This window comes from Kocuria sp. HMSC066H03 (genome assembly GCF_001812045.1).
Classification (GTDB): domain Bacteria; phylum Actinomycetota; class Actinomycetes; order Actinomycetales; family Micrococcaceae; genus Kocuria; species Kocuria rhizophila.
The window spans coordinates 553,561-568,960 of sequence record NZ_KV807509.1 but is presented as its reverse complement, the minus strand read 5'-3'; the positions used below and the strand labels follow the sequence as shown (position 1 = coordinate 568,960).

At 69.8% G+C, this 15,400-nt stretch carries 13 protein-coding genes and 1 pseudogene; 5 read left to right on the top strand and 9 right to left on the bottom strand.

The genetic code is table 11. The annotated features are described in order from the left end of the window. Nucleotides 1-187: 187 nt before the first annotated feature. From HMPREF2833_RS11325 to aceE, 6 genes are all read right to left on the bottom strand, one after another. Entirely contained in the window at nucleotides 188-1,450 is a 1,263-nt protein-coding gene (locus HMPREF2833_RS11325; protein WP_070638306.1) for a beta-ketoacyl-[acyl-carrier-protein] synthase family protein, read from the bottom strand. A gap of 121 nt (nucleotides 1,451-1,571) precedes the next feature. After that, on the bottom strand, nucleotides 1,572-1,817 hold the full coding sequence (locus tag HMPREF2833_RS11320) for an acyl carrier protein (RefSeq protein WP_019308987.1): 246 nt from the start codon (nucleotides 1,815-1,817) through the stop codon (nucleotides 1,572-1,574). Between the two features lie 149 nt (nucleotides 1,818-1,966). Continuing rightward, the gene (locus tag HMPREF2833_RS11315) at nucleotides 1,967-3,034 is read right to left on the bottom strand and encodes a beta-ketoacyl-ACP synthase III (protein WP_047978129.1); all 1,068 of its coding nucleotides are present in this window, start codon (nucleotides 3,032-3,034) and stop codon (nucleotides 1,967-1,969) included. 60 nt (nucleotides 3,035-3,094) lie between these two features. Next, the gene (locus HMPREF2833_RS11310) at nucleotides 3,095-4,006 is read right to left on the bottom strand and encodes an ACP S-malonyltransferase (RefSeq protein WP_059281351.1); all 912 of its coding nucleotides are present in this window, start codon (nucleotides 4,004-4,006) and stop codon (nucleotides 3,095-3,097) included. A gap of 91 nt (nucleotides 4,007-4,097) precedes the next feature. Next, a complete protein-coding gene (locus HMPREF2833_RS11305) occupies nucleotides 4,098-5,333 on the bottom strand; it encodes a PucR family transcriptional regulator (RefSeq protein ID WP_059281361.1) in 1,236 nt (411 codons plus the stop codon). Nucleotides 5,334-5,478: 145 nt separating this feature from the next. Next, complete coding sequence (gene aceE / locus HMPREF2833_RS11300) at nucleotides 5,479-8,217, bottom strand: pyruvate dehydrogenase (acetyl-transferring), homodimeric type (RefSeq protein ID WP_070638304.1); 2,739 nt, start codon at nucleotides 8,215-8,217, stop codon at nucleotides 5,479-5,481. A gap of 373 nt (nucleotides 8,218-8,590) precedes the next feature. On the opposite strand from aceE, the gene HMPREF2833_RS11295 reads away from it, so the two are divergent. From HMPREF2833_RS11295 to HMPREF2833_RS11285, 3 genes and pseudogenes are all read left to right on the top strand, one after another. Beyond that, entirely contained in the window at nucleotides 8,591-9,007 is a 417-nt protein-coding gene (locus tag HMPREF2833_RS11295; protein ID WP_019308992.1) for a DUF3052 domain-containing protein, read from the top strand. A gap of 42 nt (nucleotides 9,008-9,049) precedes the next feature. After that, nucleotides 9,050-9,511 (top strand): redoxin domain-containing protein, encoded by a 462-nt coding sequence (locus HMPREF2833_RS11290; protein ID WP_070638301.1) that lies wholly within the window; start codon nucleotides 9,050-9,052, stop codon nucleotides 9,509-9,511. Between the two features lies 1 nt (nucleotide 9,512). Then, nucleotides 9,513-10,419 (top strand): annotated as a pseudogene (locus HMPREF2833_RS11285) (Sir2 family NAD-dependent protein deacetylase). 197 nt (nucleotides 10,420-10,616) lie between these two features. Here HMPREF2833_RS11285 and ppgK read toward each other — a convergent pair. Both ppgK and map read right to left on the bottom strand, forming a co-directional pair. Then, entirely contained in the window at nucleotides 10,617-11,450 is an 834-nt protein-coding gene (ppgK, locus tag HMPREF2833_RS11280; protein ID WP_019308995.1) for a polyphosphate--glucose phosphotransferase, read from the bottom strand. A 97-nt stretch (nucleotides 11,451-11,547) separates the two neighbouring features. Further along, nucleotides 11,548-12,444 (bottom strand): type I methionyl aminopeptidase, encoded by an 897-nt coding sequence (map, locus tag HMPREF2833_RS11275; RefSeq protein ID WP_019308996.1) that lies wholly within the window; start codon nucleotides 12,442-12,444, stop codon nucleotides 11,548-11,550. An 89-nt stretch (nucleotides 12,445-12,533) separates the two neighbouring features. On the opposite strand from map, the gene HMPREF2833_RS12465 reads away from it, so the two are divergent. Further along, on the top strand, nucleotides 12,534-12,797 hold the full coding sequence (locus tag HMPREF2833_RS12465; protein ID WP_337459365.1) for an SPOR domain-containing protein: 264 nt from the start codon (nucleotides 12,534-12,536) through the stop codon (nucleotides 12,795-12,797). Between the two features lie 25 nt (nucleotides 12,798-12,822). Here HMPREF2833_RS12465 and panB read toward each other — a convergent pair whose 3' ends face one another. Beyond that, nucleotides 12,823-13,677: a 3-methyl-2-oxobutanoate hydroxymethyltransferase gene (panB, locus tag HMPREF2833_RS11270; protein WP_019308998.1), complete on the bottom strand. Its 855-nt coding sequence runs from the start codon at nucleotides 13,675-13,677 to the stop codon at nucleotides 12,823-12,825. Nucleotides 13,678-14,050: 373 nt separating this feature from the next. On the opposite strand from panB, the gene HMPREF2833_RS11265 reads away from it, so the two are divergent. Next, entirely contained in the window at nucleotides 14,051-15,394 is a 1,344-nt protein-coding gene (locus HMPREF2833_RS11265; protein WP_019308999.1) for a glutamine synthetase family protein, read from the top strand. The last annotated feature ends 6 nt before the right edge of the window (nucleotides 15,395-15,400 follow it).

Here is a 15,400-nt window from a genome sequence, read left to right as displayed (position 1 = left end):
TCCGGAAGGACCGGTGTGGGGCGCCGCAGTTCCTTTGTTCCTCACCGCGAACCGGGGCGCCCAGCCCCCGCCCGACCGCGCGGCGCAGGCCTGACAACAACAGAGCCCCGGTGTTCCCCGCAGCGGGGAGCACCGGAGCTCTGTCATGGGCGCGCTTCCTGACCCCGAAAGGGCGCCCGGGGCGCCGTCACACGGATCGGAACGCGGCGACGGAGTTGTGACCGCCGAACCCGAAAGAGTTGGAGATGGCGACCATGTCACCGGTTGGCAGCTCCCGCGCCGTGGTGACCACGTCCAGGTCGATGCGCGGATCCTGGTTCTCCAGGTTGATGGTGCAGGGCGCCAGCCGCTCGGTCAGGGCGAGGACGGCCAGGACACCCTCCACGGCGCCCGATCCGCCGAGCAGGTGGCCGGTCATCGACTTGGTGGCGGACACGGCCATCTGGTCCACGGCGTCCCCGAACGCCACACGCAGGGCACTCGCCTCGGGCACGTCGCCCACGGGGGTGGACGTGGCGTGGGCGTTGACGTGCTTGACGTCCGCGGGGGTGAAGTCCCCGGATTCCATGGCCTCCCGCAGGGCACGGGCGGGGCCGCCAGCCTCACCGGTGGCCGGAGCAGTGATGTGGAACGCGTCCGAGCTGAGCCCGGCACCGGCCAGCTCGGCGTAGATCCGGGCGCCACGCGCCTTGGCGTGCTCCTCGGACTCGAGGATCACCGCACCAGCGCCCTCGCCCATGACGAATCCGTCACGGTCCATGTCGAAGGGGCGGGAGGCCCGCTCGGGCTCGTCGTTTCGGCGGGACAGCGCCTGCATGGAGTTGAAGGCGGCCATGTTCATGGGGTGGATGGCGCTCTCGGCGCCCCCCACGATCATCACGTCCGCCTTGCCGGAGCGGATCAGCTGCAGACCCTGGAAGAAGGCCTCGGTCCCGGAGGCACAGGCTGACACGGGTGTGATGGCGCAGGCACGGGCCTTGAACTCCATGCTCACGGAGGAGGCGTTGCCGTTGGGCATGAGCATGGGAACCGTCATGGGCTTGACACGGCGGTGCCCCTTGGTGCGCATGGTGTCCCACCCGTCCAGGAGGGTCCATACACCACCGATGCCCGTGCCGAAGGCAACGCCGAGACGCAACGGGTCGACGTCGTCGCTGGAGTCCGCGTCCTTGCCGGAGAACCCGGCGTCGGTCCAGGCCTCGCGGGCCGCGGCCACCGACAGCTGGCCGGAAGGGTCCAGACGCTTGGCCTGCACGCGGGACACGACGTCCTCCGCGGGCTTGGGGCACTGCGCGCCGATGCGGACGGGGAGGTCGTACTCTTCGACCCAGTCCTCTTCGAGGGCGTGAACGCCCGAGACGCCCTGGAGGGCGTTCTTCCAGGTCTCCTGGACGTTCCCACCGATGGGCGTGATGGCACCCAGGCCGGTGACGACTACTTTGCGGGACATGTTCTGCACTTCCTCGTGTCCAAAATCGCAGGTGTTCCAGGAGCTGCTGCTGTCCAGCCACCTGGCGTGACGGCGGTGGCGCACCTCCTGCACAGGGGGTGCGCCACCGCTCGCCCGGGCATCAGGCCTGGGCGTTGTCGATGAAGTTGACGGCGTCCTCGACGGTCTTGAGGTTCTTGACCTCTTCGTCGGGAATGGTGACGTCGAACTTCTCCTCGGCGTTGACCACGATGGTCATCATGGAGATCGAGTCGATGTCGAGGTCCTCGGTGAAGGACTTGTCGAGCTGCACGGCTTCGGTCTCGAGGCCGGTCTCTTCGTTCACGATCTCTGCCAGGCCGGCCAGGATTTCGTCTTTGCTCGCCATTTCGGCTTCCTTTCGTTGAGGTCGCGCAACGCAACCGTTCTTCGTGACCACGGGGTTTCGGTGGAACCCCCGCTCGGAGCGCCCGATCGCTCGGGCGGCCCGTGGACAAGAGGTGTGCGGTCTAACCCTACGACACCCCGGGGACTGGATCAGGGCAGGAGCACCACCTGTGCGCCGTACACCAGACCGGCCCCGAAGCCGATCTGCAGCGAGGGCTTGCCGGACAGTTCCGGGTGCTCCGCGAGCAGACGGTGAGTTGCCAGGGGGATGGAGGCCGCGGAGGTGTTGCCGGCCTCGGCGATGTCCCGGGCAACGATCACGGACTCGGGGAGCTTGAGCACCTTGGCCATCTGGTCGATGATCCGCATGTTGGCCTGGTGCGGCACGAACGCGGCGAGGTCCTCCGGGGCTAGACCGGAGGCGTCCAGGGCCTCCTGGGCCACGCGAGCACCCTCCCAGGAGGCCCAGCGAAACACGGTCGGCCCGTCCTGGCGCAGCGTGGGCCACATGGTGGCGTCCGGGTCCATCTCACCGGTCTCGGGATCCACGAGATCCTTGGCGAAGCTGCGCTGACCCCCGCGTTCGACGGCGCGGATGTCGGTGAGCGGGTGGGTCATGCGGATGGCGTCCCACTTGGAACCGTCCGAGCCCCACACCGACGGACCGATCCCGGGGACGTCCGAGGGGCCGATCACCACGGCCCCGGCGCCGTCGCCGAGCAGGAAGGAGATGGAGCGCTCCGAGTTGTCGATAACGTCGGAGAGCTTCTCCACGCCGATCACGAGCACGTTGGTGGAGTCACCGGAGCGCACGAGCGCATCCGCCTGCGCGATTCCGTAGCAGTACCCCGCGCACGCCGCGGAGACGTCGTACGCCGCGGCGGGCGTGGCCCCGAGCCGGTCCGCGAGCTTCGCGGCCAGGGACGGGGTGAGGTAGGGGAAGGACACCGTGGAGACGATGATCGTGCTCAGCTGGTCACCGGTGAGGCCGGAGTTCTCGAGCGCCTCGCGTGCCGCGTGCTCCGCCATGTCCAGGACCGACACGTCAGCCGGGGCACGGTGACGGGTGTGGATGCCGGTGCGCTTGACGATCCACTCGTCCGAGGAGTCGATCCACTGGCAGACGTCGTCGTTGGTCACGATCTCCGACGGCCGGTAGGCGCCGATGCCCAGGATGCGCGTGTGGGCGTGGGGAATGTTCTGTTTGATGGTCGCCACGGGAGGCCGACTCCTTCGATGGTGCGGATCTCAGCGAGTGCGGGTGGATCACCACCCTTTTCAGGCCAGCGTACTCCGCACCTGGTCCAGGTCCTGCGGGGTGTTGACCGCCGTTGCGGGGACACCCTTGAGGCCCCTCTTGGCCAGTCCCACGAGGGTTCCGGCGGGCGGCAGCTCCACGATCTGCGTGACGTCCATGTCCGAGAGGGTTGCCATGCAGGCGTCCCAGCGCACGGGGCGGCACACCTGCTCCACGAGGGAGTCCAGGAACGCCGCGCCACTGGTGGTGCGGGCGCCGTCGTGGTTGCTCAGCAGCGCGTGCTCAGGATCCTGGGGGGAGAGCTCGGGAACGAGGGTCCGCAGTGGCTGCAGTGCGGGGGCCATGTGCTCCGTGTGGAAGGCGCCGGCCACCTTGAGCCTGACCACCTTGGCGCGGGTGGGCGGGTTCTCGGCGAGAGCGTCGAGCTGCTCGATGGTTCCTGCTGCTACCACCTGACCGCCCCCGTTGGCGTTCGCGGCCGTGGCGCCCACGGCGGAGACGGCGGCGGCCACGTCCTCCGGGGTGCCGCCGAGGACGGCGGCCATGCCCGTGGGGGTTGCCGCGGCGGCGGCGGCCATCTCGGTGGCGCGGACCCGGACGAAGCGCATGGCCTCAGCCTCGGTCAGCACGCCAGCCAGGGCCGCAGCCGTGATCTCACCGACCGAGTGCCCGGCGAGCACCACGTCGGAGCGTCCCTCGAGCTGCGGGGCGATCAGCCGCCCGGCGAGCAGTCCTGCGGCGACGATCAGCGGCTGGGCCACCGCGGTGTCCTTGATGGTGTCCTCGTCGGCCTCGGTGCCGTAGTGCGCGAGGTCCAGCCCGGCGGCGTCGGAGAGCTGCGCGAGGTGCTCGGGAACGCCCGGCACGGCCAGCCACTCGGTGAGGAATCCTGGTTTCTGTGACCCCTGACCGGGGCAGACGAGTGCAATCACCCGTTCATTCCACCAAGTCAGGGGGCCCTCGCGGCACACCGGGCCGCACCAAGCCGGGCAGGGGGATTTGTGGCTTCCCTACAAGCCGATGTCAGTCGGTGCTCGACAGCCGCCCCGCGAGCAGGGCGCAGTGCAGCACGAAGGCGTCCCGGGGGAGCAGGGGGTCCCAGCCGGTGATGTCGCTGACGCGCCGGAGCCGGTACCGCACGGTGTTCGCGTGGACGAAGAGCTCGCGCGCCGTGGCCTCCAGGGAGTGTCCCACGCTGAGGTAGGTGGTGAGGGTGTCCACCAGGCCGGTGGAGGAGGCGGACAGCGGCTCCCAGACGGCGTCGACCATGGCGGTGAGCGCCAGCGGGTCCCCGCTGATGGCCCGCTCGGGCCACAGGTCCTCGGAATCCGTGGGGCGGGGTGCCTGGGGCCAGGCCGCCACCGCTCGAAGTCCCGCGTTGGCGCGGTCCGCCGACTCCTTGGCCTCGAACACGGTGGCCACGGGGGGACCGTGGACCACGGGACCCTCCCCGAACACGCTCGCGAGCCGGGACAGGGACCGGGCCCCGTCCTTGAGACCACCCAGGACGAGGACCAGCCGGTCGGTCTGGATGGCCACCAGGCACTCCGCCGCGTGGCGCTCGACGACGCGGCGGATCCGTTCCACGCCGGCGGGCCCGTTGGTGCTCGGCGCGCGTCCCACCACCACGGTCACGTCCCCCCGGTCCGTCCAACCCAGCGCCGAGACCCGGGAGCGCAGGTTGTCCGAGTGGTCGCCCCGCAGGATGCCGTCCACCACGAGGGACTCGAGGCGGGCGTCCCACGATCCGCGGTTCTCGGCAGCCTTGGCGTAGACGTCCGCGGCGGCGAACGCGACCTCGCGGGAGAACCGCAGCACGGCCTCGCGCAGTGCCACCTCGTCGTTGTGCTGCGCGAGCTCGGGAACCTTCTCCTCCACGACGTCCACGACGATCCGCAGCACCTGCAGGGCGTTCTGCAGGGTGATGGACCGGGTTAGCTCCGTGGGGGCCTGCTTGAAGATCTCCGTGAGCACCCACACCGGCTCCTTGGGGTTCTCGTACCAGCGCACGAAGGACGCGATGCCGCGCTGCGCCAGCAGGCCCAGCTCGGACCTCTCGTCCGGGCGCAGCTGCGAGAACCACGGCAGGGTGCTCGCGAGCCGCTGAACCGCCACCGTGGAGACCTGCCCGAGGTTGGCCTTGAGGTTCTCCAGGGTCCTGGGGTGCGGTGCGGCCTGCTGCCGACCGCGCAGGGGCCACGTCACCCGGCGGGAGGTGCGGGGCTTGCGGGGCGCGGACCCGGAGGCGTCGGTGGGCATGAGACGAGGGTAGTCGATGCCCTGCACGGTTCCCCGAGCCCGGGGCCCAGCGCCGGCCGCGCCCCGGGCTCGGGCCCGCACCGGAACGACGCCGCCCCCGCGCCGTGAGGGGCGCGGGGGCGGTGGGTCGGTGATGCGGGACGGCTCAGGCGTCGCCCCCGGCGTTGCCGGAGGTGCCGGCAGCGGGGTCCGTGAGCTTGTACCGGGTGAGCGCCTCGGCCGGGGCGGACCAGTCGATCTCGCCGCGCTTGGCGAGCATCTCCAGGGTCCGCACCACCATCGAGTGGGCGTCGATGGTGAAGAACCGGCGGGCACCGGCCCGGGTGTCGGCGAACCCGAAACCGTCGGCGCCCAGGGAGGCCCAGTCGTTGGGGACGTACTGCCGCACGGAGTCCGGCAGCTGGGAGGCGTAGTCGCTCGTGGCGACCACGGGACCCGTGGCCCCGGCCAGCGCCTGGGTGATGTACGGCGTGCGGGCCCCGGACTCGGGGTCCAGGAACGCGTCCTGCTCGGCAGCCATGGCGTCACGACGGAGGTTGGTCCAGGAGGTCACGGACCACACGTCTGCGGAGACGCCCCACTCGTCGGCGAGGATCTGCTGGGCCTCGAGCGCCCACGGGACACCCACGCCGGAGGCGAGCAGCTGGGCGCGCGGGCCCTCGGTCTCCGCCGGCTTGAGCAGGTAGATGCCGTTGACGATGCCGTCAACGTCCACGTTCTCGGGCTCCGCGGGCTGGTGGATGGGCTCGTTGTACACCGTGAGGTAGTACATGACGTTGTGGTCCTCGTCGCCCGTGCCGTACATGTGCTCGAGGCCTCGCTTGACGATGTGCGCGATCTCGTAGCCGTAGGCGGGGTCGTAGTGGATCACGGCGGGGTTGGTCGCGGCCAGCAGGGGGGAGTGCCCGTCCGCGTGCTGCAGGCCCTCACCGGTCAGGGTCGTGCGTCCTGCGGTGGCGCCGATCACGAAACCGCGGGCCATCTGGTCCGCAGCCGCCCAGAACTCGTCACCCGTGCGCTGGAACCCGAACATCGAGTAGAAGATGTAGACCGGGATCATGGTCTCGCCGTGGGTCGCATAGGACGTGCCCGCCGCGGTGAAGGCCGCGGTGGCGCCGGCCTCGTTGATCCCGGGGTGCAGGATCACACCCTGGGCCGACTCCTTGTACGCGAGCATCAGCTCGCGGTCCACGGAGAGGTAGTTCTGCCCGTTGGGGTTGTAGATCTTGGCCGTGGGGAAGAACGAGTCCATGCCGAAGGTGCGGGCCTCGTCGGGGATGATCGGCACGATGCGGTGACCGAAGTCCTTCTCGCGCATCAGGTCCTTGAGGATGCGCACGAAGGCCATGGTGGTGGCCGCCATCTGCTTGCCCGAGCCCTTCTTGCCGGAGGCGTAGGCGCGCTCCGAGGGCAGCGTGATCTCCTTCTGGGGGTGCGGACGGTCCGGGACGAAGCCGCCCAGCTCCTTGCGGCGCTCCAGCATGTACTTGATCTCGGGGGAGTCCGGGCCCGGGTGGTAGTACGGGGCGTTGTAGAGATCGGACTCCAGCTGCTCGTCCGTGATGGGAATGCGCAGGTGGTCGCGGAAGGCCTTGAGATCCTCCAGCGTGAGCTTCTTCATCTGGTGGGTGGCGTTGCGCGCCTCGAAGTGCGGGCCCAGGCCGTAGCCCTTGATGCCCTGGGCCAGGATCACGGTGGGCTGGCCCTTGTGCTCCAGCGCCGCCTTGTACGCCGCGTAGACCTTGTTGTAGTCGTGGGCGCCGCGCTTGAGGTTCCAGATCTGCTCGTCGGTGTAGTCCGCCACGAGCTCCTTGGTGGCCGCGGACCGGGCGAAGAAGTGGTCGCGCACGAAGCCGCCGGACTCCGCCTTGAAGGTCTGGTAGTCGCCGTCCAGGGTCTCGTTCATGATGCGCACGAGCTCACCGGTGTGGTCAGCCTCGAGCAGGGCGTCCCACTCGCGGCCCCACACGACCTTGATGACGTTCCAGCCGGCACCCCGGAAGAACGCCTCCAGCTCCTGGATGATCTTGCCGTTGCCGCGCACGGGGCCGTCGAGACGCTGCAGGTTGCAGTTGACCACGAAGGTCAGGTTGTCCAGCTTGTCGTTGGCCGCGAGCTGCAGCACACCACGCGACTCGGGCTCGTCCATCTCACCGTCGCCGAGGAACGCCCAGACGTGCTGCTCGGAGGTGTCCTTGATCCCGCGGTTGTGCAGGTAGCGGTTGAACTGCGCCTGGTACACGGCATTCATGGGCCCGATGCCCATGGACACGGTGGGGAACTGCCAGAAGTCGGGCAGGCTGCGCGGGTGGGGGTAGGAGGGCAGGCCGTTCGGGGCCTTGGTCTTCTCCTGACGGAACCCGTCCAGCTGCTCTTCCGTGAGGCGGCCCTCTAGGTACGCACGGGCGTAGTTGCCGGGGGAGGAGTGGCCCTGGAAGAACACCTGGTCGCCGCCACCGGGGTGCTCGGGACCGCGGAAGAAGTGGTTCAGGCCCACTTCGTAGAGGGTGGCCACGCCGGCGTAGGAGGAGATGTGACCGCCCACTCCGACGTTGGGGCGCTGCGCGCGGTGGACCATGACGGCCGCGTTCCAGCGCAGGAAGGCACGGTAGCGGCGCTCGATCTCCTCGTCACCGGGGAACTCGGGCTCCTGGTCCACGGGGATGGTGTTGACGTAGTCGGAGGTGGTGACCATGGGGACACCCACGGAGTGCGTGCCGGCGTGCTGCAGCAGGGCGCGCATGATGTACTGCGCCCGCGCCGTGCCCTGGGCCTGGATCAGCGCGTCGAAGGACTCGATCCACTCCTGCGTCTCCTGCGCGTCCGCGTCCTGGAGATTGTTCGTCAAGCCACTCAGAATGTGGTGATTGCTGTCGGAAGACACGAGAACCTCTCTATCGTCAGCTCCGTGTGCTCGGGGTGCCCGGTGGCGGAGCGGTGTGTCAGGCGTCGGGTGGACGGAGACGTGTCCGCCCCCGTGGTCCTTTCATGGTGTCACAGGCTACGGCCCGGGGGATTGCCCCGGCGGCGTTCTGCGCGTCACATCTCTGCATCGCCACTCTCCTGGCCGTCCCCGGAGGACAGCGCAACCCGTGGTGATTTGGTGGCGGGCCCGCGCCGTGGCTTGAACGTGGCGCTAAACCAGTGTTGTCTTTATTACGCACCGTCGACGCTCCCGTCACGGTGGGTACGGGCCCGGACCGCCGACCGGCGGTCAACCGGGGACCCGCACGACACAGCTGAGAAGGAGAGACACGGTGAGCGAGGCGAAAGCCCCCGAGGAGAGCATTGCGGAGCAGCTGAACCTGAAGGACGGCGACTACGTCCAGGAGTTCGGCTACGACGACGACGTCGATGCGGACCTGCGGGAGCGGATCGAGGCGGCCATCGGCTCTGAGCTGTTCGACGAGGACGCGCAGGAGGTCGTGGACGCCGTAGTGCTGTGGTGGCGCGACGGCGACGGTGATCTCGTGGACGAGCTCGTGGACGTGCAGACCACCCTCGACGACGGCGGCGTGGTCTGGCTCCTGACCCCCAAGGCCGGCCGCGAGGACCACGTCTCTCCCGCCGATATCCAGGAGGCCGCCTCGACCGCAGGCCTCCACGTCACCAGTGCGGCGCGTGTCTCCTCCGACTGGACCGTCTCGCGACTGGCCCCCAAGCGCAACTTCTGAGGTGCCCGGCCACCCGCCGGCCGCGCCGTGGGAAAGGACGACATGAGCGACATCGGATCCGCAGCACCGAACTTCTCGCTGACCAACAGGGACGGCGAGATCCGCACGCTCGCGCAGTTCCGGGGTGCGCCGGTGGTGCTGGTGTTCTTCCCGTTCGCGTTCTCGCCCATCTGCACGGACGAGCTGTGCCACCTGCAGGACCACACCGACACGTTCGAGGAGTTCGGTGCCACGGTGCTGTGCGTGTCCACGGACAGCCACCACTGTCTCGACGCCTTCGCCCGGCAGGAGTCCTACGACTTCGAGATGCTCTCGGACCACTGGCCCCACGGTGAGGTGGCGCGACGCTACGGCGTGTTCGACGAGCAGGAGGGGTGCGCCCGGCGGCACACGATCACGGTGGACTCCCAGGGCGTGGTCCGGGACGTCAGTGCCGCGGACATGACCGAGTCCCGCTCGTGGGAGCGGTTGCGCACCGTCCTCGAGAACCTCCCCCGGTCCTGAGATGCCGGCGCGGGTGCTGCGTGCCGGGTACGGCACGCCCGTGGACCGGGACCTGTTCCCGGACCCCCATGCCCTGGACGCCCGCGCGGGGCTGCGTCCCGTCCACGAGCTGCTCGTGGGGCGCAGGATCGCCGTCCTCACGGGGGCCGGGGTCAGCACGTCCTCCGGAATTCCCGACTACCGGGGACCCGATGCGAAACCCCGCAACCCCATGACCTACCAGGAGTTCATGGCGGACGTGGGCAACCGCCGCCACTACTGGGCGCGCAACCAGTTCGGCTGGCACTTCGTGGCGCGAGCCGAGCCGTCAGCGGCGCACACGGCTCTGGCCACCCTGGAGACGGCAGGCGCCGTGGACGGGATCATCACCCAGAACATCGACCGTCTGCACCAGAAGGCGGGATCAGTCGCGGTCGTGGACCTGCACGGGACCTACGCGTGGGTCGTGTGCACCTCGTGCCGCTCGCGCTTCCCCCGGGAGGAGGTCTCGCGCTACCTCGACGAGCTCAACCCCGGCTTCTACGACGGCATGGACTCCGCGGCGGACGTGGAGTACGCCCCGGACGCCGATGCCACCGTGGAGCACACCGCGGGGTTCCGGGTCTGGGACTGCCCGGTCTGCCAGGGGGGTGCTGAAGCCGGACGTCGTGTTCTTCGGGGAGAACGCCACGGCACTGAACGTGGCGCTGGCCCGACGGATGGTGACGCACGCGGACGCCCTGCTGGTGGCCGGCAGCTCCCTCACGGTGAACTCGGGCAGACGCTACGTCAGGCAGGCAGCCCGGGAGGGCAAGCCCGTGGTGATCGTCAACCACGGGGTGACCGGCGCGGACGAGCTGGCCACGCTCAAGGTGGATGCCCAGGTGGGGGAGTTCCTCACGGATCTCGCATCCCTGCTGGTGCCCTGAATCCGGTGCTTGCCCCCGCCCGGAGGAGCGCATAGACTCGAACCACGAGACCCCGGGGGTCTGCGGAGGGGAAGCCGCGGACGTCATCGGGGTCTCGCTCTGTCTGCAGTGCCCGTTCCGTGTCCGCACGGCGGCGGCACCGACCCTGAAGGCCCCGCATCCGTGAGGACGCGGGGCCTTCGGGGTTCACCGGGTGCTCAGTCGACGGGGTCGATGACCGGCTTGGCGGCCTGGGCGCCGCGGCACTGCTGGGCCCACAGGGCCGCACCCACGATGCCCGCGTTGTTGCGCAGGGCGGCGATCTCCACCGGCGTGCGCAGCTCGAGGTAGGGGAGGAACTTCTCCGAGTTCTTGGACACGCCGCCGCCGATGACGAACAGCGACGGGGAGAACAGGAACTCCACGTGGGAGAAGTAGCGCTGGAGCCGCTTGGTCGCCCACTTCTTCCAGGGCAGCTGCTCGCGCTCGCGCGCGGCCGCGGAGGCGCGGGTCTCGGCGTCGTGGCCGTCGATCTCCAGGTGGCCGAGCTCAGCGTTGGGCACGAGCTGACCGTTGAGGATCATGGCCGAGCCGATGCCGGTGCCCAGGGTGATCACCATGACCAGCCCCTCCTTGCCCTTGCCGGCGCCGTAGTGCGCCTCGGCGAGACCGGCGCCGTCGGCGTCGTTGAGCGCCTCGACCTCGCGACCCAGGGTCTCGGTCATCAGTGCGTCCACGTCCGTGTTGATCCAGGACTTGTCCACGTTCGCGGCGGACAGGGCCACGCCGTTCTTGATGATCGCGGGGAACACGATGCCCACGTTGCTGTCCGGTGCCGGGGCCTCCGGCCGGGACTGCAGCTCGTCCACGATCTGGCGCACCACGTCCGCCACCGCCTCCGGGGTGGCCGGGTGCGGCGTGGGGATGCGGAAGCGCTCGCCCACGAGCTGGCCGGTGGCGAGATCCACGATCCCGCCCTTGGTGCCGGTACCACCAATGTCGATTCCAATGCCGTACTGCGAGACGACACCCTGCGGAGTACCTGAGCTCATGAACGGTCCCTTCGGTTCACGGTCTGACGCTGTTCCGGGGCGGCGGAGTTCTCCCGCTCGCCCCGTGCCTTCGAGTTTACGGGCCGACGTGCGCGGATCACGGGAGGGTGAGGATCTCCACGCCGTCCTCGGTCACGACCATGGTGTGCTCGTACTGCGCGGTGCGCATGCGGTCGTGCGTGGTGATGGTCCAGTCGTCCTCCCACTGGTCCCACGCAATGGTTCCCAGGGTCAGCATGGGCTCGATCGTGAAGATCATCCCGGGGACCATCTCGGTGCTGTAGGACGGGGCGGCGTCGTAGTGCGGGACGATCAGCCCGGTGTGGAACTCGCGCCCCACGCCGTGGCCGGTGAAGTCCCGCACCACGCCGTAGCCGAAGCGCTGGGCGTACTTCTCGATGACCCGGCCGATCACGTTGATCTCGCGACCAGGGCGGACGGCCTTGATGGCGCGGTTGGTGGCTTCGAGCGTGCGCTCGACGAGCAGCCGCGAGTCCTCGTCCACGTCCCCCACCAAGAACATGGCGTTGGTGTCCCCGTGCATCCCGTTCTTGTAGGCGGTCACGTCCAGGTTGATGATGTCCCCGTCCTCGAGCACCGTGGAGTCCGGGATGCCGTGACAGATGACCTCGTTGAGAGACGTGCAGATGGACTTGGGGAAACCGCGGTACTCCAGGCAGGAGGGGTAGGCCCCGTGGTCGCACATGTACTCGTGGGCGATCCGGTCCAGCTCGTCCGTGGTGACCCCCGGCTTCGCCTCGGCACCCGCGGCCTGCAGGGCGCGCGCCGCGATCTGCCCGGCCTCGCGCACCAGCTCGACCTCCTCCGGGGTGTAGACGTTGGACGCGCTGCCCTCGTCCGGCTCGGTCCGCCCCACGTACTCGGGGCGCTCGATGCCGCGCGGCACGGGCCGCAGCGGGGAGAGCGAGCCGGGGCGCAGCGCGCCGGTCGGGGCGGTGGATCCGGGTGCTGGGGCGAGGTTGTGACTGGTCACGATGGGTCGATGCCTCCTGCGGCGGTGGACTGGTGTGATCCGGGGCGTCGGTGCCTCCCGGGGACCTGGTTCAGCAACTAGCCTAAGCCTTGGGTCCCGGGCTCGTTCCGCCCGGGTGTTCGCGACCCGCCTCCCGGCGGGCAGACGGCGCGCCGCGCCGGAGAGAGAGGCAGCAGATGGCCGAGTACTGGTTCAACCTCTACACCAAGCAGGTGGAGGAGGGCCCGCAGGACGACTACCGCAAGCTCATGGGCCCCTACGCCACGCGCGAGGAAGCGGCCAGGGCACTGGAGCACGCCGCGGAGAACACCAAGCGGTGGGACGACGAGGACGCCGCGTTCCAGGGCGACTGAGCCCGAGAGGGGGCGGGCGGCGTCGTCACCCGCGGTAGGTGTGCTCCTCCGCGGGGAACGCTCCCGAGCGCACGTCCGCCACGTAGGCGGACACGGCGTCGCCCGCGACCCGCGCGAGATCGGCGTACTGGCGCACGAACCGCGGCATGTGCCCGGTGCGCAGCCCCAGCATGTCCTGCCACACGAGCACCTGCCCGGTGGTCACGTTCCCCGCGCCGATGCCCACGGTGGGGATCTCCAGCGCGTCCTCCACCGCGGTGGCGGCGTCCGCCGACACCATCTCCAGCACCACGGCGAAGCAGCCGGCGTCCTGGACGGCGCGGGCGTCCCGGAGCAGCTGTTCAGCGGCCCCACCGCGGCCCTGGATGCGGAAGCCGCCCAGCGCGTGCTCCGACTGCGGGGTGAAGCCCACGTGCCCCATGACCGGGATCCCCGCGCGGACCACCGCGGCGATGTGCTCCGCCACGGCCTCACCGCCCTCGAGCTTGACGGCGTGCGCGCCGGTCTCCTTCATGATCCGCGCGGCGCTGCGCACGGCCTGGGCGGGGGACTCCTCGTAGGAGCCGAACGGCAGGTCCACCACCACGAGCGCCCGCTGCACGCCTCGCACCACCGCCGCCGCGAACACGACCATGTCCTCCAGCGTGACCGGGAGCGTGCTCTCGTGGCCCAGCACGGTGTTGCCCAGCGAGTCGCCCACGAGCAGCACGTCCACGCCGGAGCGGTCGAAGATCCCGGCGGTGAGGACGTCGTAGCTGGTGAGCATCGAGAACTTCTCGCCCGCGTCCTTGGCGCGCCGCAGGTGCACGGTGCGCACGCGCTTGACGTCGGCGAGGGCGGGTGTCGCGGGGGTCCCGGGAACGGGCTGGGAGTCGGTCATCGCTCCAGCCTACCGGCCGTCGGGACGGCGTCGCGGCCGGGATCCGCGGGGCGCACGACGCCGGTCGACCACCTCCCGCACCCCGCGGCACCGCCGCGCGGGGCGGGATTCCCCGGCCGCGTCCGTGGGCCTGGAAACCCCGGGTTCCCCGGCCGCGTGCCTCGGCCCGGAACACCCGGGTTCTTCGGCTGGTGGGTGCCAGGACGACCCCGCACCGGGCGGCTTCGACGAGGCGGGCACCGAGCTCGGGGCGCTCTGACCGGGATGTCGGCGCGGGCCGATACAGTGGGGGCTGGCTCCGTCGGGTGCGCGCACCCGGACACCGAGCTCGTGAACCGCTGTGCCGCAGCCCCGAGGAATCCGAGGTGGACCCATGGACCGTCAGCAGGAATTCGTTCTCCGCACCATCGAGGACCGGGACGTGCGCTTCGTGCGGCTCTGGTTCACGGACGTCGTGGGCACCCTGAAGTCCATCGCGCTGGCCCCGGCGGAGGTGGAGTCCGCGTTCGAGGAAGGTCTCGGCTTCGACGGCTCCTCGATCGAGGGACTGTCCCGGGTGTTCGAGTCGGACATGCTGCTGCAGCCGGACCCCTCCACGTTCCAGCTGCTGCCGTGGCGCGGCGAGGACGAGCCCACGTCCCGCATGTTCTGCGACCTCAAGACCCCGGACGGTGAGCCCTCCGCCGCGGATCCCCGGGGCGTGCTCAAGCGGGTGCTCGCCAAGGCCTCCGACATGGGGTTCACGTGCTACACCGCGCCGGAGATCGAGTTCTACCTGCTGCGCTCCCCGGAGCTGGACCCCCGCACGGGGGAGCCCGTGCCCGTGGACTACGAGGGCTACTTCGACCACGTCCCCGGCGGCGTGGTCCAGGACTTCCGGCGCCGCGCGGTGAGCATGCTGGAGGCCGTGGGGATCTCCGTGGAGTTCTCCCACCACGAGGCGGGGCCGGGTCAGAACGAGATCGACCTGCGCTACGCGGACGCCCTGCAGACCGCGGACAACATCATGACGTTCCGCACCGTGGTCCGGGAGGTGGCCCTGTCCCAGGGCAGCTACGCCACGTTCATGCCCAAGCCGTTCTCGCGCCACCCCGGTTCCGGGATGCACACGCACTTCTCCCTGTTCGAGGGGGACACCAACGCGTTCTACGAGGCCGGGGCGGAGTTCCGGCTCTCGGACACCGGCCGCCACTTCATCGCCGGGCTGCTGCGCCACGCGCCGGAGTTCACCTCCGTGACCAACCAGTTCGTGAACTCGTACAAGCGGCTGTGGGCCGGGGACGAGGCGCCCTCCTACATGTCCTGGGGCCACAACAACCGTTCCGCCCTGGTGCGCGTGCCCCTCTACAAGCCGGACAAGGTGCAGTCCTCGCGCATCGAGTACCGCGGCATCGACTCCGCCACGAACCCGTACCTCTCCTACGCCGCGCTCATCGGTGCGGGGCTCAAGGGGATCGAGAACGAGTACGAGCTGCCGCCCGTGGAGATGGACGACGTATTCTCCATGAGCAGCGCCGAGCGCCGGGCCGTGGGGCACAAACCCCTGCCGTCCAGCCTGCACGACGCCATCGGGCTCACCGAGGAGTCCGAGTTCATGGCCGAGCTGCTGGGGGAGCAGGTCTTCGAGTACTTCCTGCGCAACAAGCGCCGCGACTGGGACCAGTACCGCCAGGAGGTCTCCCCGTACGAGCTGCGCACCAACCTGGGCATCCTGTAGGCGCCG

What these genes read in the sequence shown, in the direction of transcription:
- HMPREF2833_RS11325 (WP_070638306.1), bottom strand. Translation starts at nt 1,450, where the DNA reads ATGTCCCGCAAAGTAGTCGTCACCGGCCTGGGTGCCATCACGCCCATC.
- HMPREF2833_RS11320 (WP_019308987.1), bottom strand. Translation starts at nt 1,817, where the DNA reads ATGGCGAGCAAAGACGAAATCCTGGCCGGCCTGGCAGAGATCGTGAAC.
- HMPREF2833_RS11305 (WP_059281361.1), bottom strand. Translation starts at nt 5,333, where the DNA reads ATGCCCACCGACGCCTCCGGGTCCGCGCCCCGCAAGCCCCGCACCTCC.
- HMPREF2833_RS11290 (WP_070638301.1), top strand. Translation starts at nt 9,050, where the DNA reads ATGAGCGACATCGGATCCGCAGCACCGAACTTCTCGCTGACCAACAGG.
- ppgK (WP_019308995.1), bottom strand. Translation starts at nt 11,450, where the DNA reads ATGAGCTCAGGTACTCCGCAGGGTGTCGTCTCGCAGTACGGCATTGGA.
- panB (WP_019308998.1), bottom strand. Translation starts at nt 13,677, where the DNA reads ATGACCGACTCCCAGCCCGTTCCCGGGACCCCCGCGACACCCGCCCTC.
- HMPREF2833_RS11265 (WP_019308999.1), top strand. Translation starts at nt 14,051, where the DNA reads ATGGACCGTCAGCAGGAATTCGTTCTCCGCACCATCGAGGACCGGGAC.